The sequence below is a fragment of the Ruegeria sp. CDSC054 genome, assembly GCF_059610645.1.
This window is the reverse complement of the sequence record NZ_JBXWOA010000009.1, coordinates 43782-63308: the sequence shown is the minus strand read 5'-3', so window position 1 is coordinate 63308 and position 19527 is coordinate 43782. Positions and strand designations below refer to the sequence as shown.

General features: G+C 53.9%; 21 protein-coding genes. 4 read left to right on the top strand and 17 right to left on the bottom strand.

All coding sequences use genetic code 11. The features are described from left to right. Positions 1-106: 106 nt before the first annotated feature. The 11 genes from AC2FGC_RS16685 to AC2FGC_RS16635 form a co-directional block, all read right to left on the bottom strand. On the bottom strand, positions 107-1288 hold the full coding sequence (locus AC2FGC_RS16685; RefSeq protein ID WP_496782916.1) for a hypothetical protein: 1182 nt from the start codon (positions 1286-1288) through the stop codon (positions 107-109). Further along, positions 1285-1959 (bottom strand): hypothetical protein, encoded by a 675-nt coding sequence (locus AC2FGC_RS16680; RefSeq protein ID WP_496721931.1) that lies wholly within the window; start codon positions 1957-1959, stop codon positions 1285-1287. Before AC2FGC_RS16680 ends, AC2FGC_RS16685 begins: the two co-directional genes overlap by 4 nt. After that, positions 1956-2855 (bottom strand): vWA domain-containing protein, encoded by a 900-nt coding sequence (locus AC2FGC_RS16675; RefSeq protein WP_496721929.1) that lies wholly within the window; start codon positions 2853-2855, stop codon positions 1956-1958. Before AC2FGC_RS16675 ends, AC2FGC_RS16680 begins: the two co-directional genes overlap by 4 nt. Next, positions 2852-3829: a VWA domain-containing protein gene (locus tag AC2FGC_RS16670; RefSeq protein WP_496721927.1), complete on the bottom strand. Its 978-nt coding sequence runs from the start codon at positions 3827-3829 to the stop codon at positions 2852-2854. Before AC2FGC_RS16670 ends, AC2FGC_RS16675 begins: the two co-directional genes overlap by 4 nt. Next, positions 3807-4178, bottom strand: coding sequence for a hypothetical protein (locus AC2FGC_RS16665; RefSeq protein WP_496721925.1), 372 nt, complete (start codon positions 4176-4178; stop codon positions 3807-3809). The genes AC2FGC_RS16670 and AC2FGC_RS16665 overlap by 23 nt, the downstream gene beginning before the upstream one ends. Next, complete coding sequence (locus tag AC2FGC_RS16660) at positions 4175-5080, bottom strand: DUF58 domain-containing protein (protein WP_496721923.1); 906 nt, start codon at positions 5078-5080, stop codon at positions 4175-4177. The genes AC2FGC_RS16665 and AC2FGC_RS16660 overlap by 4 nt, the downstream gene beginning before the upstream one ends. Then, entirely contained in the window at positions 5077-6033 is a 957-nt protein-coding gene (locus tag AC2FGC_RS16655; RefSeq protein ID WP_496721921.1) for an AAA family ATPase, read from the bottom strand. The genes AC2FGC_RS16660 and AC2FGC_RS16655 overlap by 4 nt, the downstream gene beginning before the upstream one ends. Before the next feature lie 84 nt (positions 6034-6117). Beyond that, positions 6118-7044 carry a hypothetical protein gene (locus tag AC2FGC_RS16650; protein WP_496721919.1) on the bottom strand — a complete coding sequence of 309 codons (927 nt, stop codon included), beginning with the start codon at positions 7042-7044 and terminating at the stop codon, positions 6118-6120. A 67-nt stretch (positions 7045-7111) separates the two neighbouring features. After that, positions 7112-7825, bottom strand: coding sequence for an IS6 family transposase (locus AC2FGC_RS16645; protein WP_496721917.1), 714 nt, complete (start codon positions 7823-7825; stop codon positions 7112-7114). 65 nt (positions 7826-7890) lie between these two features. Continuing rightward, complete coding sequence (locus tag AC2FGC_RS16640; protein ID WP_496721915.1) at positions 7891-8697, bottom strand: phytanoyl-CoA dioxygenase family protein; 807 nt, start codon at positions 8695-8697, stop codon at positions 7891-7893. 4 nt (positions 8698-8701) lie between these two features. Next, the gene (locus AC2FGC_RS16635) at positions 8702-9760 is read right to left on the bottom strand and encodes an L-idonate 5-dehydrogenase (protein WP_496721913.1); all 1059 of its coding nucleotides are present in this window, start codon (positions 9758-9760) and stop codon (positions 8702-8704) included. Positions 9761-9829: 69 nt separating this feature from the next. Between AC2FGC_RS16635 and AC2FGC_RS16630 the strand changes: the two genes are divergently transcribed. Further along, positions 9830-10597: an SDR family oxidoreductase gene (locus tag AC2FGC_RS16630; RefSeq protein ID WP_170777660.1), complete on the top strand. Its 768-nt coding sequence runs from the start codon at positions 9830-9832 to the stop codon at positions 10595-10597. 47 nt (positions 10598-10644) lie between these two features. On the opposite strand, the gene AC2FGC_RS16625 is transcribed toward AC2FGC_RS16630, so the two are convergent. From AC2FGC_RS16625 to AC2FGC_RS16605, 5 genes are read right to left on the bottom strand one after another with little or no spacing between them, the layout of a single operon-like run. Beyond that, positions 10645-11235, bottom strand: coding sequence for a LysE family translocator (locus AC2FGC_RS16625; RefSeq protein WP_496721911.1), 591 nt, complete (start codon positions 11233-11235; stop codon positions 10645-10647). Between the two features lie 16 nt (positions 11236-11251). Beyond that, complete coding sequence (locus tag AC2FGC_RS16620) at positions 11252-12175, bottom strand: 2-hydroxyacid dehydrogenase (RefSeq protein WP_496721909.1); 924 nt, start codon at positions 12173-12175, stop codon at positions 11252-11254. After that, on the bottom strand, positions 12168-13016 hold the full coding sequence (locus AC2FGC_RS16615) for a fumarylacetoacetate hydrolase family protein (protein ID WP_496721907.1): 849 nt from the start codon (positions 13014-13016) through the stop codon (positions 12168-12170). The genes AC2FGC_RS16620 and AC2FGC_RS16615 overlap by 8 nt, the downstream gene beginning before the upstream one ends. Before the next feature lie 11 nt (positions 13017-13027). After that, entirely contained in the window at positions 13028-14824 is a 1797-nt protein-coding gene (locus tag AC2FGC_RS16610) for an IlvD/Edd family dehydratase (protein WP_496721905.1), read from the bottom strand. After that, a complete protein-coding gene (locus tag AC2FGC_RS16605; protein WP_496721903.1) occupies positions 14821-15579 on the bottom strand; it encodes an SDR family oxidoreductase in 759 nt (252 codons plus the stop codon). The genes AC2FGC_RS16610 and AC2FGC_RS16605 overlap by 4 nt, the downstream gene beginning before the upstream one ends. Positions 15580-15766: 187 nt before the next feature. On the opposite strand from AC2FGC_RS16605, the gene AC2FGC_RS16600 reads away from it, so the two are divergent. Continuing rightward, positions 15767-16654, top strand: coding sequence for an NAD(P)-dependent oxidoreductase (locus AC2FGC_RS16600; RefSeq protein ID WP_496782913.1), 888 nt, complete (start codon positions 15767-15769; stop codon positions 16652-16654). Beyond that, positions 16651-17619, top strand: coding sequence for a D-erythronate dehydrogenase (gene denD / locus AC2FGC_RS16595; protein ID WP_496721899.1), 969 nt, complete (start codon positions 16651-16653; stop codon positions 17617-17619). The genes AC2FGC_RS16600 and denD overlap by 4 nt, the downstream gene beginning before the upstream one ends. Here the strand turns inward: denD and AC2FGC_RS16590 are convergent. After that, complete coding sequence (locus AC2FGC_RS16590; RefSeq protein ID WP_496721897.1) at positions 17616-18266, bottom strand: GntR family transcriptional regulator; 651 nt, start codon at positions 18264-18266, stop codon at positions 17616-17618. The two genes, denD and AC2FGC_RS16590, sit on opposite strands and share 4 nt — an antisense overlap. A 198-nt stretch (positions 18267-18464) precedes the next feature. Between AC2FGC_RS16590 and AC2FGC_RS16585 the strand changes: the two genes are divergently transcribed. After that, positions 18465-19478 (top strand): TRAP transporter substrate-binding protein, encoded by a 1014-nt coding sequence (locus tag AC2FGC_RS16585; RefSeq protein WP_480793242.1) that lies wholly within the window; start codon positions 18465-18467, stop codon positions 19476-19478. Positions 19479-19527 lie beyond the last annotated feature (49 nt).

Here is a 19527-nt window from a genome sequence, read left to right as displayed (position 1 = left end):
TCTCCTCCAATGGGAAAAGTACATCATTTCTTGATCAGTTCAACTGTTTCATTTTGATACTTTCAAAAGATTCCATAGATAACAGAAGTTTGATAACTCGGAGGGTCTAATTTTTGAGGAATTTCCTGACAAATTCATTCAAATCAGGTGCCGCTACCTTGGGATCGAACACCTGCCTGTCAAAGTCTCGAATTTGTTCAAGGTGCCCGGATGAGGGTCCGTCCCGACGTAAGATCGCAACAGCAGCTTGTCGCATCCCGTTTGCGCGACCGGCCTTGGCGTAACCCCGCAAATCACGAACCAGGGGATCGAAAACCCTAATACGCTGCAATGCCTTTGAAGCGGCCACTTTATGCCCAGACATGCCTAAAACCAGACCAGCCAGAAAAACGACAGCGGCGATTGTGAAAGCTGGCCATTTCAGCAACGTCACAGGTGGCGCTACCTCCTCGGGGTCGTCAGTGGGCACCGCTCCGGTGACTGTGCCGTACGCAATGCGTTGTGGTGAAATCGTGACCTCACGAGCTTCGCGCGCGAAGGTGTCAAAATAGCTGAATTGCAGGGATTCAACAATGCCCGACGTATCGTTAGACGGGCGAATGGTCCAGCGCCAGAATGCATAGGTTACTGGCCCCTCCGGGGTCAATTCGACTAGACGTTTCTCAGGATGCGCGAAGATCAGAGCCGAAGGTGAGGTCAACTCTGGCATCGGCGGGATCATCTCGGGGGTTGCACCTAAAGCCTCCAGCCGGATGACACGCAACACACCCTCACCCGGGGCGAGTTGATCCGGGGCATTGGACCATTGGTCTGAGATTTGCAACTTGCGTACCGGAAACCACCAATCCTTCGTGGCCGGGGCTTCAGTGACCTGAATGGACAGTGGTTCCGATTGAATCTCATGTTCAAACCAGTCGTCATTTTCGTCAGTCAGCGTCAACCGGTGAACGAATGGACCAATCGCAAGCTCGCCCGCCTCGACCGGATAGATTGCCATGCGCCGGGTAAACACTTTGAACTTCCGACCACTGATCCTTTCTTCCGACCAACTGTCCGGCCCAAGCTGCGCCCAGCTAAACCCTTCAAAATCGGGTTGGACTAGTTCCTCACGAGTGATGTGCCGGCGGTAAACACCCCGGATCGTCAAAAGCACCATCTCCCGGGTGAAGGGAACAGATCCGTTGTCTTCAATGGTAACCTCTATCGATGCCTCGGATGGCAGCACGGTCTTTAATTGGGCCAGCACCTGAACTGGGAAAACGATGAGAAGTAAGACCAACCACTTCATTCCGGGCTCTCCGCTTCAGGAGGCGAAAGGCCCAGCTTGACCCTGCGTTTGTATTCCTGCGCGATACGGGCCGCCATGAACTCACCCGGAACATCGGAAAGCTGATTGAGCCATCGTTGGTCCGCAACCATGAATTTGTCATCAAAGATTCGTCGCACACCCAATCGCCCGCGGCTGTCCAATTCCGCCAGTCCCAGCATCGTGTTCGAGTTTGTGACCTCGCTGCCCGTGCCCGCCGCGCGCGCATTTCCACGGGCCACAAAGCTTTCGGCTTTGGGACCTGACTTGCGTTCCGGGAAAAGGCCCAACGCCTCTGGCTCGATCTGCTGCGCCGCATAATAGGCGGCCAGCACATCGAAATTTGCCTGTGCATCCGGGCTACCCTTGCCGATGGCCTGATCATACGCCTCCAGTGCGGCGGCCAATTTACCGTTCTGGGCCTCGGCATTGCCGAGATTGTACTGGTCACCGGCGCTTTTGAACGCTTCGGCGGCTTCGTCGAAATCTCCAGAACGGTATAGGGCGACACCTTGCCAGTTGGGGTCAGATAACAGGTTTGCCGCCAACGGATATAGGCCAATCGCCAAGGCAACGCGGCCAAATGGGGCGGCACCGCCCAAAGCAAGAGCAAGAACGAAACATGCAACACCCGCGATCGCAAGCCATCTCATGCGCGTTCCCTCCAAAACAATACCAAGAGGGGGAACAGCGCCAAGAACAACAGATACCGCCCCAGATCGTGCCAAAACAATACCGGATAGTCTGCACGTTCCAACCGAGTTGCGGCATCATCGGCCAACCAAAGAGCCAGATCATCCATCTGGTCCAACGTAAACACGGCACCACCGCCTACACCGGCATGCGTTTGCGTTTGCGCCGTCGGAGACTGTAGCGACACCAAAGACACGCGCGCACTGCGCGACGCAAGAGACGCGACCTGTTGCAGCGAGAGTGAGCCCAATCCGGCTCCGTCCGTGAATATCACCACGTCCCCGGCCAAAATCCCGGCTTCTTCAATCCGTCGGAGCGCCAGTGCGAGTGCACGCTCAGGACGTGACCCTTTGTCGGGAACGGTTTCTCTGTCGATGAGAGAGAATGTTTGTCCCAATTGGCGGTGATCCGTTGTCATGTCCGTTGCGACATAGGCATCACCTGCAAATACAATGATGCCACCGGGCCGGGATCCAAGCGCGCTGACGCCAAAACGCCCCATGCTCAGCATTTGTGGCCAGCGGCTGTCATCCACCACGCTGTCTGATGCATCCACAAGGAACAGCACACCATCCAGATTGTGATAGGTTTGCGCGTCGCGCCGTTCGATGGCCGGGCCTGTAAGCGCGATGACAACGATCCCGCTGGTCAGCAGAAAAGCGACTGGCGTGAACGGGATCGAACCGCCTTCGATCCTGCCAATCGCCGCCATCGCTTTCATAAGCTGAGGATCGGTTACTCTGTCCCAGGCACCAAACCCACCGGGGCGAGATATTACCCACCAGCCCATCGCGCATAGGAAGAACACGGAAAGTCCCCAAAATGGCCTAAGAAGAGTGACATCCAAATCAGTCATTCCGCCTGCCTCCACGCCACAATTAAAGCAAGGGCTGCCGCCATTGCTGCGGGCCATGTCCAATAAGATTTGTGAACCTCAGCCGTAAGGCCCGCGCTATCCGTCGCTTCCAGCCGATCCAGAGCTTGAGCCACTTCGATCAGATCATCGGTGGTTTTGACGCGAAAAGCCTCTCCGCCCGATACCTCGGCAATGGCGCGCAAAGTCGCCGCATCAACCACTCCGCGTTCACCGACCTCAGCGCTTTGCAGGTCTTTGGGGCCAAGCGCAATTGTGTGAACCCGCACGCCCATTTCAGCGGCCAGCTCTGCGACGCCCCGAGGGTTCGTAGCCCCCGCGTTGTTCACCCCGTCCGATAACAGGATCACAACGCGCGACGCTGCCTGACTGTCAGCGAGCCGCTTCAACGCGAGGCCCAGTCCATCGGATATGTTGGTTGCACGACCCGATATGCCTATCGTGGCCTCTTCGATCCTTCGCGCAACAGCCTCGGTATCGAATGTGAAAGGCGTGGCGAAATAGGCTTCAGAGCCGAACACAATCAAAGCCACCCGGTCGCCAGCGCGGCGTCGGGCGAACTCGGACCCAACGCTTGTCACTGCCTCCAGCCGGGTGATCTGGCGCCCATCGAGATGAAAATCATCCCGCACCATCGAACCCGAAAGATCCAAAACAATCGCAAGATCCCGCCCGGAAACTTTCAACGCACTGACTGGTTGCAGCTCACGCGGACCGGACAAGGCAAAGACAGTCAGCGCCCAAATGGCCCACAAGATGAGGCGATCCGCCAAGCGATGGTTCGCGGCGTTAACCTGAGGACTTGCCGCCAACAGCATCCCGCCAATGCGATCCGGAACAGGGAACCCGCGTTCAAAGACTGGCCGTGGTTTGATCAGGCGAACAATCACCAAGGGCAACGGCAACAGAAGCAAAACCCAGGGATCAGCAAGCTCAAACACGGCCCGCAACCTCATCTAGCAGAGTCTCCAGATCGGGTCCTCCGCCGGGTTGGTAAAGCTCACCCCTTAGTTCCGCATAACGCGTCGGGTTCTGAACGCGTAGCCTATGTAAAAGCGCCACCTTGCGCCGATCCGCAGACCAACCGGGTCGATCTGCGAATAGTTCGGGCGTTTTCAAAGTTTTGTTTGCGGTGTCCTTGATACTCAGAAACCGAAGGATGGCAACGCAACCTACTGAGGCCAACGCTGCGATCCCGAATACAGCTGCGTATTCGGCGAACACCCCGCCCGCAGCCTCGGAGGGTAAGTGGATGTCTCGCAGACTGGCCAGCATTGTGGCCTCAGTGAGGGCCTTCTCGCTCATGGCACGTATCTTGCCGCAAAGGCCGAAGAAATGCGGCGAGAGGTTTCCTCAACCGGGTCGCTGGCGTTCACAACAAGCGCCGTATGTGCAGCAACCTTCTGGTAAATCAGCGCATCATCAGTCGTTGTCTTACCCAGGTAAACGCGCCTTTGCTGCCCGTCCGACAGGCGGATCGGATACCAACCGCTTGGCATCTCAAGTGTTTTGCTCTCAGTCAAAAGGACCAGACGTGGGTTTCGGCGATGATCAAGCCGATCCAACAGATCAGAAAACCCATCACCCTGATGATCAAAACCAGACGCGATGATGATCTCGGACCCGCTGGGCGTCAGTCTTTCAACACCAGTAAGCGATTGTTCCAGCGTCCACCTCTCATCCTCGCCGTTCTGCAAGGCGCTCAGACTGCGCGAATGAGCCTGAACCAGGCCGCCGATCACATCCAGCATCCCGCGTGTCTTGCCTCGTGGCGGAACAATCACGGATGTGTCGGTTGATATCGCCAGCAAGCCAACACGCCCGCCGCCTTCAACCATATGCCATCCGATCAAGGCCAGAGCCTCAGCGGCAGCAACAGAGAGAAACGCCCGCTGCAGGCCCCAAAACATCGGCGCGCGGAAATCGGCAACCAACAGGGCGACCCGATCCCGTTCCTCCTGAAACTGTCGGATATGCAGACGCCCTGTTCGGGCGGTGGTGCCGCGATCCAGATGTCGAATGTCATCCCCGGCTACGTATTCGCGAACATCTGCAACTTCGACGCCCTGCCCGCGCTTACGGGTCAAAAAACCGCCGGGCAAGGCAGCCAATTGAGGATTCTCGCGGTCGGCTATCGCAAGGTGCCGCAATGCAATCAGGGCATCTGTCCTCAGGCTTACGCCTGCATGTGCCAGCGCACCGCTCACAGCGGTTCGACCGTTTTCAGTATGTCGGCCACCAGCTCGCGCGGCTTTTTCCCATCCGCTACCGCCCTCCAGGTCATTACCATCCGGTGCGCCAGCGCATCCGGTGCAACGGCGGCCACATCCTCGGGCAACGCGAAATCTCGGCCTCGCAAATAGGCGCGCGCGCGCGACGCCGAAGCCAGAGCCAGTGACCCCCGAGGTGAGACTGCATGTTCCACATGTTCGGCAAACGGGCCTTCCCGGGTCGCGGTCACGAGGCGCACGATATAGTCTCGCAATTCCGGCGCCACATGCACAGCCTGTGCTTCAGCGCGCGCAATCATCAATTCCGCGAGCGTCATCTTTTGAACATCTGGCGGAGCATCCTGCGTTTCAGCAATGACCAAGTCGAGAATCTGACGTTCCGTTTCCAGATCCGGCAAGTTCAGAACCAAATGTAATAGGAATCTGTCCAGCTGCGCCTCGGGCAAGGGAAACGTCCCGTCATGTTCGATCGGGTTTTGTGTGGCAATGACCAGAAACGGGTCCGGCAGAGCGTGTGTTTCATTGCCAACTGTAACCTGATGCTCTGCCATGGATTCCAGCAGGGCGGACTGCACCTTTGGTGGAGCGCGGTTGATCTCGTCAACAAGCACCAAAGTGTGAAACACAGGCCCCGGTACAAATTCAAATCGCCCCTCCTGGGGCTGGTACACAGGCGTTCCTGTCACGTCGGAAGGCATCAGGTCCGGTGTGCACTGGATACGGGCAAAGCTGCCCTCGACAGCGTTCGACAGCCTTTTGACCGCGCGCGTTTTTGCCAGCCCGGGCGGTCCTTCCACAAGAAGGTGACCGCCTTCCAGCAACGCGATCAGCAAGGATTCCACCAGATGCTCGTGACCAACAAGCCCCTGGGACAAATACCCCGACAATCCCGCAATCGCGCACGGCGGGTTTTCAGACCTTGTGTCCATATGTCCTCCCATAGACTCCGAGGGCGCAATACCTGCGCTCAGGCTACCCGGAGTCGCCCGTTCAGCAAAACACAGCAGATGGTATTACCTGGGCACGAGGACGGATGTTGAGCAGCCTTCGTCAAACAGGGCTGCAAATTGTGGATCAGCCAGAGTCTCATCCGCCTGAGCCCAAAGGCGATCGTATTGCCGATCAATGTAGTCGATGAAGCCTGGGTCAATGGTTTGATCCGCAGGAGATTGCGCGACAGCATGCATCATGAAGATGTCAAACGCACACAGACCGCTTGGGTTCGAATTCAACAGAGCGCGCATAAATTCATGCGAACTCCACGGCAGCCGCTGCAAGTTCACAGGCGTTTCCTGCAGCTTGGACAAGAACCCCGTGGACTTATCATATAGCAGGATGTCCATGCCAAATGTGAAAGACTGAAACAACTCTTCCAGCAGGATCGACTTGTGAAAGTCCTTCTCAAGCTTGCCCGGGCGATCATGCGCCGGTTGCTTGACTACAATATGGGTCCCCTGCCCCCGACGACCAAAAAAAGTCTGCGCCATCGCCGGAGACGTCACCACATAGGCGCGCCCCTGAGGCAACCCAAGCTGATGTACTTCATTAAGCCAGTCGATATCAGCTGAAAGATCGCGATTGGGAGGGTATCCAGAATATAGCCGCAAAATCACAGTTCGGCCGGTTCCACAGTCCCGCGCTGAAAGTCCAGCGTAACGCATCGGGGTCGGATGACCAAAACTGTGCTTCAGCAATTCTCGAAATGTACTCAAAACCGCCAAAGTCTGTGGATGCGGCTTTTCGCCTACAAGGCACAGGGCTGCGCCCGCCAGATCGCGCCCGTTTATGTGAACGGGGATCGCCATGTCGCGCCCCAACATCGTTGAGCGCAGTTCATACCCCCATCCTTGCTGCGCAAGCTCGATATAGTTGCGTTTATCCGCATGAAGCGCGCCTGCAAAAGCAACAAGCAAAGTGATTTGCAACAGAAGATAGCGCATGCAATCCCTCATGAGGTGCTGTCAGACGAATTCTAACCAGTCTCAGTTTGCCGCAGAAACCGTGAACCTATCCAGAACAGAGTTGACGCCACTCGGCAAGAGCGGCGCTGCGTGTCAACTTGAAGGTGTCTCGGCCGGTCAGTGATCTTTCCTGGTTGAAGTGGTTGTAGACGGAGGAATGAACGGAGGCGAATTTCTGCAAACTTCGCATGCGCCTGAAACGTTGCATAGCGCGCTCTCTTCGTCGGAAAGGCAGGTGCGAATTCTCAACGCGGTTGTTGAGCCAACTGCCCGTCTGTTGTTTTTCGAGAGCACCCAAATCTCTGAGCGCTGCTTTGTAGGATGCAAACCGGTCGGTCACGACCTCCGCGGCGCAACCGTACCGTTTCATCAATTTCTTAAGGAATTTCAGTGCTGCAGCTTTGTTTCGGCGTTTGGTGACAACGGCTTCCAGCACCTCGCCCTCGTGATCAACAGCCCGCCACAGACAGTGTCGCTTGCCATTCACCTTCACAAAGACCTCGTCGACGTGCCATTTCCATTTCGAGTGTGCTCGCAATTGCTGAACTCGCTTTTGTCTGATCTCGGAGGCAAACATCGGGCCGAACCTGTTCCACCAATATCGGACGGTTTCGTGGCTCACGTCGATGCCTCGCTCGTGCAGCAGATCTTCGACATTCCGAAGCGAGAGCGGGAAACGGATGTAAAGCATCACGGCCAAGCGGATGATCTCGGGACTGGTTTTAAAGTATTTGAAAGAGGCAGGTCTGGTCAGGGGCAAAAGCTACGCAACACCCCTACCCCGCTCAAGCAAAGTTCTTCTGACAAGACCCTCGAAGGGAGTCATTATACTCCGGCGAAGAGTATTTGTTTTTTGCGATCTGCATCCCTTTGACACAAAACGAAATCGTTCTCATGCAAAAAGCCCTGAGGGGAGGACGCAACTAAAAAATGCCCAAAATCATCTCGCCCTGCGACTAGCGCAACCAAAGTTTTCACTCTGTTTTGCTGTTTCATTGAGGGCTTTATGAAACGCAACGCCGCACCAATGCGTCTATCGTCCGTGTTATTGGGCCCTGATGCGTGAAAGAGATGCCCGTGATGCATGGAAGCCTGCCCTGCACGCAATTCGGCAGCAACTGCATCTTTTTCGTTCACATCGACTGTGATTTCCTGCCCACGTGACAAAAGATTGTTTTCGCTGAAGGTGTCCACATGAGGCACGATACGGCTTTTATGGCTGCTAGGAACAAACCTCATACACCCGCTTTGCTCAGACGCTTCTGAAATCGCAACCCAACAGGTTACCTCTTCAGCATCATCCAAACCCCAATAGGTCAAGTCTTGATGCCACGAGACTATCTTCGATGATCGCGCTTCTTTTACGAAAAGTGCACCGCTCCAAACCATGAGGTCCGGCCCCAACACTGTTGAAGCAGCCTCAATCAGCTTCGGATGGCGAAGAAGTGCATCGAATGATGGTATCAGCCTGTCCGGATAAGAATATAGAAGCTTGAGTTTCTCTGGGTCGTCTCTGAGAATGCGCTCTGCTTTTTCAAAATCATCGCGCAGCGTTTGGACCTCGTAAGCTGTCAGGATATCCAGCGGAGCTACGAAACCGTCTCTTTCATAAGTCTTTGCAATATCACGCATTCGTCTATCCATCGTCATTTTCCGGAAACGTTAACTGCACTTTCATTGATTGGCTTCGATCAGACGCGACCTCAAAGGCAGTTACAGCCTCGCCAACTTCGAAGGAATGCGTCACCAACTGGTCGACGTTTATTAGTCCGCTTCGCATCATCTCGACCGCGACTGAGAACTCGGAATGGAAACGGAAAGACCCACGAAGCACTATCTCTTTTGCAGTCAACGCCTGCATCGGCACAGTCATATCTCCACCCAGACCAAGCTGAACCAATGTTCCACCCGGTCGCAAGCATGCGACGCCAGAAGCCAGAGCCGATTGAGCCCCAGAACACTCCAGTTGGACATCAACCTGGCCCTTGTCGTTTTCAAACCGCTCCAGTTTTTGCGGATCGGCGTAGGTGTTGATGACATCGTCTGCCCCGCATTCACGCGCCAGAGCGAGGGTCTGGTCCGAGATATCCGTCGCCACTATTCTGGCCGCTCCAGAACGACGTACCGCCAAGATCGTGAGGCAGCCAATCGGACCGCATCCCGTGATAAGTACCGTTTTGCCTAAGAGGTTCCCGGCTTGTTTAATCGCGTGCAAACAGACAGCCAGAGGTTCGGCCATAGCGGCCTGCGCAGGGCTCAACCCATCTGCCGGAACACATTGACTGGCTTTCGCCACGAGTTTGCTTTGAAAAGCGCCTTGGATATGCGGGAACGGCATCGCGCTGCCATAGAACTTCATATCAAGACAGTGGTTTTGCTGCCCGTTCAGACAATAAATGCAGGCTTGGCAAGGGCGGGATGGAGAAACTGCAACCAGTTGGCCTAAGTGCAGCCCCTGCACACTTGACCCGACTTTCACAATTTCTCCGGCGACTTCATGTCCTAGCACCATCGGCTGACGCAACTTGATCGCACCGAAACCACCGTGGTTATAATAATGCAGGTCAGAGCCGCAAATCCCACCCGCGCGCATGGCAATCAAGACTTCGTCTGGCCCCACGTCGTGTACGTCCCGGTTTTCCAACCTCAGATCTTTTGCGGCATGGATAACAACAGCAACATTGGCCGAAGACATTGCACAGACTCCCTATACATATTGCCAAAAGATACGGATAGTCGGTGCTGACAACCAAGGGGTTTTTGCATGATGCTTGAAATGTTCAACCTAGAGGGAACACGCGCACTAGTAACAGGCTCTAGCCAAGGCATTGGATTTGCGTTGGCCCGTGGCTTGGCTGCCGCTGGTTCGCAAGTCGTTTTGAACGGGCGCGACACCGCGAAACTAGCGGCAGCAGCATCCGAGTTGAGCGAAACAGGCGCCTCGGTACGTGAACTTTCGTTCGATGCAACCGATCATGAAGGTGTCCGATCTGCCGTGGACAACTTTGAAGACAATGTCGGCCCCATAGACATCCTGATAAACAACGCCGGAATGCAACACAGGACGGAGCTACAGGATTTCCCCGCTGATGCCTTCGAGCACCTACTACAGACAAATGTAGCGTCCGTCTTTCATGTCGGTCAGGCTGTGGCACGGCACATGATTGAAAGAAAGTCAGGCAAGATCATTAACATTGCGTCGGTTCAATCCGCATTGGCAAGACCGGGTATTGCGCCTTACACGGCGACAAAAGGTGCCGTGACCAACCTTACAAAAGGAATGGCGACTGATTGGGCTAAGTATGGCCTAAACTGCAATGCCATTGCGCCTGGATATTTCGATACACCTTTGAACGCCGCATTGGTTGCTGACCCTGAGTTTAGTGCATGGCTCGAGAAACGCACCCCGGCCGGTCGCTGGGGCAATGTGGAAGAACTTGTCGGCGCCGCCATATTCCTTGCCTCCCCTGCATCCAGTTTCGTCAATGGACATACTCTCTACGTTGATGGCGGAATAACGGCGTCACTTTGATTTATGTCTTTCAACCGTCTGCTAGGTACGACTGACGCAGGCTTTGTTTAAAGCGCCGACGCCAAAGCAATCACCACAACAACCATCAATGAAGCCGCCATCGCAAAGTTGATCCTTTGATGTGATCTCTCACTTAAATCTAGGCTGCCTAGCTTTGCGCCAGCACCCAGCCAGATCATGTGCACTGGCACCCAAACCATATTGAATATTACGATTTTTATGACGACCTCCCAAACGGGCGCATCGGGCAAAAAGGCAAACCCTGAAAACAATGCTGTGCCGACCACGTAAGCCTTGGGATTAATGAACTGAAGTGTCAGCCCGTTCGCAAATCCAAGTGGCGAGACCGCAGGGGAAAACCCGACCTTTGAGCCAGCTCTTGCAATACGCCAGGCAAGAAATCCCAAATACCCAACAGAGGCAAATAGCAGCAAAGTTCTAAGTACCGGTATAGCCAAAGCTACTGCAGCGACTCCAGAGACAACAAACATCATGTTGATGAACCCGCCCAGCATCAAACCGGCCACAAAAGCTAGCCCAGATCGAAAACCAAATGCTGATCCAATACCCGCAGTTGTCAAAACACCTGGGCCAGGCGTAATCAGCAGAAAGAAAACCGCAACGGCAAACTCAAACACTATTCAGATTGGCCTTCTACAGATCTCTGCATTCCGGCACAGCTGTGATCACCGATCCGTCCTTAAGGTGTTGCAGGAGATTGTCGACAGTTAGGTCACCCATAGCTGCACGTGTCTCAATAGTCGCGCTACCAGCGTGAGGGAGCAGAACGACATTGGACAACTCGCGCAATGCTTTTGGAACGCGCGGTTCGTCTTCAAAAACATCAAGCCCTGCCCACCCGAGCTCACCGTTTTGCAATGCATTGATTAGGGCAGTTTCGTCGACAACCGAACCTCGACTAACGTTTATAAGAGTGCCCCCTGCCCCCAACGCGCGCAACACCTCAGCGTTGACCAGCCTATTGGTCGACGGGCCGCCGGGCGTGATGCATATGAGGACATCCACATGTTCTGCCATTTCAACCAAACTGTCGAAATATCGGTACGGGACATCCTTTTGATTGCGGGTATTATAAGAGATTTCGGGGGCCCACGGCTCCAACTTATCAACGATCGCCTGACCAATGCGACCAAGACCAAGAATGCCTATTCTTTGATTGTCCGCTGATCGTGTCAAAGGGGCATTACCTTCAACTTCCCACCGTCCGGACCGAACGTAATCGTCGTCACGTATGAGCTCTCGATAACATGACAGCAACAGCAGAACGGCGGTGGTTGCGACTTCTTTGTTCAAAACATTGGGCGTGTGCGTCACAACAATCCCGCGCTCAGCTGCTGCATTTGCGTCGACGGCGTCGTAGCCGACCCCATAGACACTGATCATCTTCAGATTACCGAGTGATGTCATCAGTTTATGCGGAACACCATCGTGCCCGTTCGTAACGATATGCGTAACATTTTCCGCGTTGAAATCGTCCAATTGATGAATGTCGAACGCTGCGGACAGGCGCTCTCGCATCCGTTCTGTGATCCCTCCGATTTGCAATAAGTCAGTCATCTTGACCGACCTTTTGCCGCTGAACACCAAGCCCATCGATGCGAAGCTCCATGACGTCGCCTTTTTTTAGGTAAACTGGTTTCGGTTTGATCCCCATTCCGACACCGGGCGGTGTTCCAGTTGAAATGACGTCACCGGGGTGCAATGTGAAAAGTTGACTTAGATGCTCAATGATCTCGGCAACCGAAAAAATCATCGTAGCAGTATTCCCGGTTTGCATGCGCTGACCGTTTACATCCAGTGACATACCAAGACTTTGAGGATCAGGCACTTCATCCCGGGTCACTAGCCACGGACCAGTAGGGCCAAATGTGTCGCACGACTTGCCCTTGGTCCATTGACCGGTCAGTTGAGTTTGAAAATGCCTTTCCGACACATCGTTTACGATGCAATAGCCCGCAACATGTTCGAGCGCATCGGCCTTGGAAACGTATTTGGCCGTCTTACCGATGACGACCCCCAGTTCGCATTCCCAATCGGTGCAGGTAGATCCGCGCGGCATGACAACATCGTCATATGCCCCTATGACCGCTGAGTTAGCCTTGAAAAAAAGTATCGGATGCTCGGGAATATCTGCGCCGGTTTCTGCAGCATGGTCCGAGTAGTTCAAACCGATGCAAAGAAATTTTCCGATTTCGCCGACACACGGTGCGATACGAGGATCACCCTCCACAATTGGCAGGTTGTTCGGATCCAACGAACGCAAATTATCTAGCGTTCCATCATCCAGCATATCCCCCGTAATATCGTTGATATGAGCTGACAGATCCCGCAATTGACCCTCAGAGTCGACCAACGCAGGCTTTTCCGAGCCCTCGGCTCCGTAACGAACAAGTTTCATTTCTGTTCCTTTTAGTGGTTATCGCGTGGCATGAAGCCTCGTGCGATATCGCGGTAGTTTTCTGCACCCTTGAGCGTCATACCGCGATCCAACCGATCTACTTTTTCGCGGAATATCTCCTGCCAGGGGGATTGGTTGGGCGGCATTGAATACCCACCCTTTGCCTCCAGATCGCGAGCGCGTTCATGCAGCTCTTCGAGCGAAACCAGCATATCCGCTGTGCCTTTGCCAAGATCGATGCGCAGTCGGTCACCATTTCTCACTAAGGCCAACCCACCACCCTCTGCAGCTTCGGGTGAGGCATTCAGGATAGACGGACTTCCTGATGTACCGGATTGCCGTCCATCACCGATGCAAGGAAGAGCTTCGATGCCCTGTTTCAACAAATATGCGGGCGGCCGCATGTTCACGACCTCTGCAGCACCCGGGTATCCTTTTGGTCCCGCTCCGCGCATAATCAGAATACAGTTTGCGTCGATGTTTTCTGCGGGATCATCGATCCGATGGTGAAAGTCCTCAGGCCCATCAAACACAATCGCCCTGCCCTCAAACGCATTTGGATCATCCGGGTTCGACAGGTAGGTCTCTCGAAATGCCTTTGAGATCACAGATGTCTTCATAATCGCACTCTCGAACAGGTTGCCCGAGAGATTGATGAACCCCGCCTGTTGCTTAACCGGGCTACTGACAGGCTTGATTACGTGGCTATTCTGAGACCGGCGCGTCGAGCAGTTGTTGCCCATCGTCTTACCGTTCACCGTTATCGCATCGGGATGCGGCAGCAATCCAGCATCAAAAAGCTCACCGACAACGGCGGGTACACCTCCGGCCTGTTGGTAATCTTCGCCCAGATACTCACCCGCTGGCTGCATGTTAACCAATAGAGGAACGTCGTGGCCAAGTTTCTGCCAGTCATCGTTGGTCAACGGAACACCAAGGTGCCGAGCGATCGCATTCAGGTGGATCGGCGCGTTCGTCGATCCGCCAATCGCAGAGTTGATAACAATCGCATTCTCAAAAGCCTGACGTGTCATCACATCGCTGGGGCGTAGATCCTCCCAGACCATGTCCACAATGCGTTTACCCGTTTCATAACTGATTTGACCGCGCTCTCTATACGGGGCTGGAATGGCTGCTGATCCGGGCAATTGCATACCCAAGGCCTCAGCAAGCGAATTCATGGTCGTTGCTGTTCCCATCGTATTGCAATAGCCCACCGAAGGTGCTGCGGCGGCTGCGATTTCCATGAACTCATCGGTGTCGATTTCGTCAGCCGCAAGGTCTTCGCGCGCTTTCCATATAACCGTGCCCGATCCAGCGCGTTCACCTTTCCACCAACCGTTGAGCATGGGGCCGACCGACAGGGCGATCGCCGGGATGTTGACAGTCGCAGCGGCCATAAGAAGTGCGGGCGTGGTCTTGTCGCAACCAATGTTGAGAACAACGCCATCAATTGGATACCCAAATAGACTCTCAACCAAGGACAGATAAGCTAGGTTGCGGTCGAGTGAGGCCGTTGGCCGTTTACCGGTCTCTTGTATCGGATGGACCGGTATTTCGATGCACGTTCCCCCGGCGGCGATGATTCCATCGCGAACACGTTTGGACAATTCGATATGATGCCGATTACAGGGGCTCAAATCACTGCCGGTCTGGGCAATGCCAATGATCGGTTTGCCTGATTGCAGTTCCTCACGGGTCAAACCGTAGTTCAGGTATCTTTCCAAATACAATGCAGTCATCTCAAGGTTCTCAGAATTCATGAACCACTTGCGAGATCGCAAATCGTTTTTTGATACTTTTGTCATTGGCCTGACCAACCCCCGTCAATTATGTGCGTGTGTCCTGTGGTGAATGCACTTTCATCGCTCGCCAGATAGACGACCAATGCCGCAATCTCTTCTGCTTTCGCTACACGCCCCATAGGCTGTCGCGCCACAAATTGTGCAAGGGCCTCTTCTCTGCTGCCCAGTTGCTCGCCCAACGCATCTACGCGGTCACGCCAACTGGGACTGTCGACTGTTCCCGGACAAATGCAATTGCACCGGATTCCATTTGTTATGAAGTCCACGGCCACCGATTTCGTCAGCCCAACAACAGCGGCTTTTGTCGTTCCATATACAAAACGATTTGGCGCACCGATTGTGGAACCCAGTGCGGAAGACATATTGATTATCGAGCCTCCTCCGCGCTCTAGCATTCCCGGTAATACAGCCTTTGTCGTGCGCACCATTGAGCGCACATTAAGGTCCATGGCGAAATCCCACTCTTCATCGGTTGCATCCAGAATAGTTCCGTGATGCACGAACCCTGCGCAGTTGAACAAAACGTCCGGATTCGCTCGCGCGACCCCATGATGAATGCTGTCATTATTCGTCACATCCATCTCGAATATTTCGAGATTTTCGAGATTCTGACCGCGAATCAAATTTAGTTTTTCAGGGTTAATATCCGTCGCATAGACTTTTGCACCCTCTCTTGCCATTGCAATTGCGCTTGCAAGTCCGATCCCTTGTGCGGCGGCTGTGACCAAGACGCTTTTTCCCTTAAGTCTTTCTGACATATAAATATTCCGACCTCAGAAGTGGCGACTGGACAAGTGTTACTTCGTCCCACAGATCAACAGAGAAGCAAAGAAACCTTGGCGGATTTGCAACGACTTCTGGCATGTGGGCACAGAGCCGTTAGCGTATGACAGAGATTTTGGTTTGGCCATAACCATGCGTGGCGCACCTTCGGAAGGACAGTAAATGATGGGCAAGCAGTTCAAAGTGGCTCTGTTGGGAACCGGCCTGATGGGAGCTCCTATGGCGCGAAATATTTTGCGCGCCAAGTTTCCGCTCACTGTATGGAACCGCAGCTTGAAAAAGGCAAAACCTTTGACAGCAGAAGGCGCGACATTGGTGGAAACTGCCCCGCTGGCGGTTTCAGGTGCAGACGCAATAATAACCATGCTCTCGGATGGATACGCGACCGGCGCGCTAATTTCTGACGAGGCTTTCCGTGAACAACTCAAACCGGGGATGATCTGGATTGATATGTCCAGCGCCAAACCCGCACACGCCAGAGAGCAATCCGCGCAATTGTCCTCGATGGGGGTGCAACATCTGGATGCCCCAGTTTCCGGTGGCACCGTAGGTGCCGAAGCTGGCACCCTTGCGATCATGGTCGGTGGCGATCAGGACGTTTTGGAGCGCGTGCGGCCGGTTCTGACGGCAATGGGACGTCCTGTGCATGTAGGCCCAAGTGGTTCTGGTCAATTGTGCAAATTGGCCAATCAAACAATTGTCGCTGTGACAATATCGGCCGTCGCCGAAGCGACACTACTGGCTCAGCAAGGCGGTGCAGACCCCACCGCGTTGAGGGCCGCACTGAAGGGGGGCTTTGCGGACAGTATTATCTTACAACAACATGGCGAACGCATGTCTGATGGAAATTTTGTACCAGGAGGTTTGTCTAAGTTGCAAATAAAGGATTTGGACAACACGCTAGAAGAAGCGCGCAGCCTTGGCGTTGAGCTACCCAGCATCCAATCCGTGCGCAACCGTTTCGAATATTTGATAAACGAAATGGATGGGGCCGAACTGGATCACTCGGCTTTGTATCTGGAACTCAAAAAACGGAATGGAATGTTGTGACGCGGGTACTTGTTATAGGCGGTGGAGGAATGCTGGGCCAGAAACTGGCCCAACGCGTTTCGACCCAAGAAATTTTTGGAGCAGATTCCCAAATCTCACTGTTCGATCTCTCATTCCCGTTCGACAGTGCGCCAGGTAAGCAAATTGTGGGAAACTTGACCACGTCAGGCATCGCCAAGTCGGTTGCAGCTCAGCGCCCGGACGTCATATTTCACCTTGCAGCTATCGTTTCAGGCCAAGCTGAAACTGACTTTGCGTTGGGTTGGGATGTCAATCTTATGGCGACCTGGACACTGCTGAACACACTCAAGGATGAACACGAGGCGTCAGGAGGCGAGTACACGCCTCGTCTGGTTTTTGCCTCGTCCATAGCAGTTTTCGGGGCACCGTTCCCCGAAAAGATAAGCGATGAGTTTCTATCGGCTCCTTTGACCAGTTACGGAGCGCAGAAAGCGGCGTCTGAATTGATGATCACGGATTTCAGCAGGAAGGGATATATCGACGGTGTTTCCTTACGCTTGCCCACTTTGTGTGTGCGCCCTGGCAAAGCCAACGCTGCCGCTTCGTCCTTCTTTTCAGGTATTATCCGAGAGCCATTGAATGGGGTTGAGGCTGTCTTGCCTGTTGCCGAAACTGTTCGCCACTGGCACGCCAGCCCCCGCGCCGCTGCGACTTTTTTGACCCACGCAGCAACAATCGACACGCGGCTTTTGAATGACCGACGCGCGTTGAACATGCCGGGCGTAAGCTGCACCGTCGCAGAACAAATCGAAGCGCTGCGCGCCGCGGCCGGCCAAGATGCAGTTGGCCTCATCAGACGAGAACCCGACGAGGCAATCGAACGAATAGTCAAGAATTGGCCGCGCGACTTTCAAACAGATCGCACTCTGGAGTTGGGGTTCGAGGCGGAATCAAGCTTCGACGAAATCATTCAGGTGTATTTGGAAGACGATTTTCGGCGCTAGTCGCCCATCGTCTTTCCAGTTAGGTGGCGTTTCAGATGATCGTGAATTTTCTCTCGTGTTAACTGTTCATCCCCTGACAATGCTGCCTCCAGTATATTGGCATGGTGTCTTATGTTCTGAGAAATGAACTCAAAGTTCCGGTCTGCCACCATCAACTGCTGTCTGAATTGCGCGTAAACTCGGCCATGCATTTGTTTTAAGGTTTCCGAGCCACAGGCAGAAATAAGCGTTTGGTGAAACTCCTTCTCCGAGGCAAACCATATCTCGATAAGGCCGCTCGGGTCGTCTGTGGCATGTATGCGTTTTTCGATGTGGCTAAGTTTGTGATGCGCGGCCGTCAGTCTTGCTTCCCAATCCACCCCGCCACTACGGATTGACATTGTTGTACCTTCGGCCTCCAACAAAACACGGACATGTGTCAATTCGATAAGCTTCTGCGGCGAACGCATTGGCACGCGGAAACCTTTTTGTTCCTGAAAGTCCACCAATCCAACAGCGGACAATCGAAAAAGGACTTCACGAACTGCGCTCGCAGAACAGCCATACTCTTTACGTAGTTCTTCGGCCCTCACCTTGGCTCCATGCTCGAATCCGTTCGAGACTAGGCGCATTTTAAGATCTTGATAAATATCGACTTCTTCTTTCATCCCGGTATGCGCCTTCAATTTTTGTCCAAGTAGCGTCCTAAGCCTATTTTCGAATTTATGCAAGAATCTCGAAATTATCAGAAATTTCAAATTCTTCTTGTTGCATTCGATTCGTCGGCTTAACGTTTATCTGCGTGACGGCAAAGGAGGCGGCAAGATCTCCCACTCCGCGCGTCGCTCAACGTCTGGGAGGACAATATGAAAATAGTCAAGACAGCGGCCGTGGCGGCCGTAGCAACGACAATGGCAGCCGGTTTCGCGATGGCTGAAACCACGAAGCTTAGAATTCAAACCCATTTTTCACCCGAAACTCTGTCTGGTCAGATGGCTGCAAAATTCGTTGAAGACATTCAGGAGATGTCGAACGGCGAAATCGAAGTTGAAATGTTCTATTCCTCTTCGGTGGTCAAATCAGTTGAAACCTTCGATGCCGCAGCTACGGGAATTCTGGACTGCGACATGACGGGCGGCGGCTATCAGACGGGAAAAAATCCGGCCTTCCAGTTTGCGGGCGACCTGCTCGGCGGGTATCAGAACCCATATCAGCAAATGGCTTGGCTTCTTCATGGCGGCGGAAGAGAAGCTGTGAATGATCTATACAACGGCTATGACATGGAGTTCATCGGATGGTGGATTCCCGGGCCGGAGTCGCTTTCTTCGACCAAGCCGATTGCAAAAGTGGACGACTTCAAAGATTGGAAATTCCGCTCCCCTCCAGGCCTTGCGACCAAAGTGTTCGCGGAACTTGGTGCTTCTCCGATCGTTATGGACTTCAACGAAATCTTTACGGCTTTGGAAACCGGCATCATTGATGGCGCGGATGCCGCGAACCTGACTAACAACGTGGGACTGGGTCTGTACGAGATCGCAGGTCACACAAACTATCCCGGTTTTCACTCGATGCCTGCAGATCACCTAGCCTGTCGCAAAGACGTTTGGGAAGCGATGCCTGCGCACCACAAGAAGATCATGGAAGTCGCAATGGATAGCTTGGCATTGCACAATGCCACAATCAATGAAGTGCAGAACGCTCAGACTGCAAAAGACCTGAAAGCAAAAGGTGTTCAGTTGTACGAATGGTCGCCTGAAGACCTGGCAGCGTATCGCGCGGCCGTTCAGGTAGGTTGGACTGAGTTCGCGACGACCCCTGAGGCACAGGCGCTTTTGGAAAGCCACATCAACTTCCTGCGTGACCTGGGCGCAATGCAATAGTCAGACTTCGACCGAATTACGACGCACGGAGAGGCCGCATTAGCGGCCC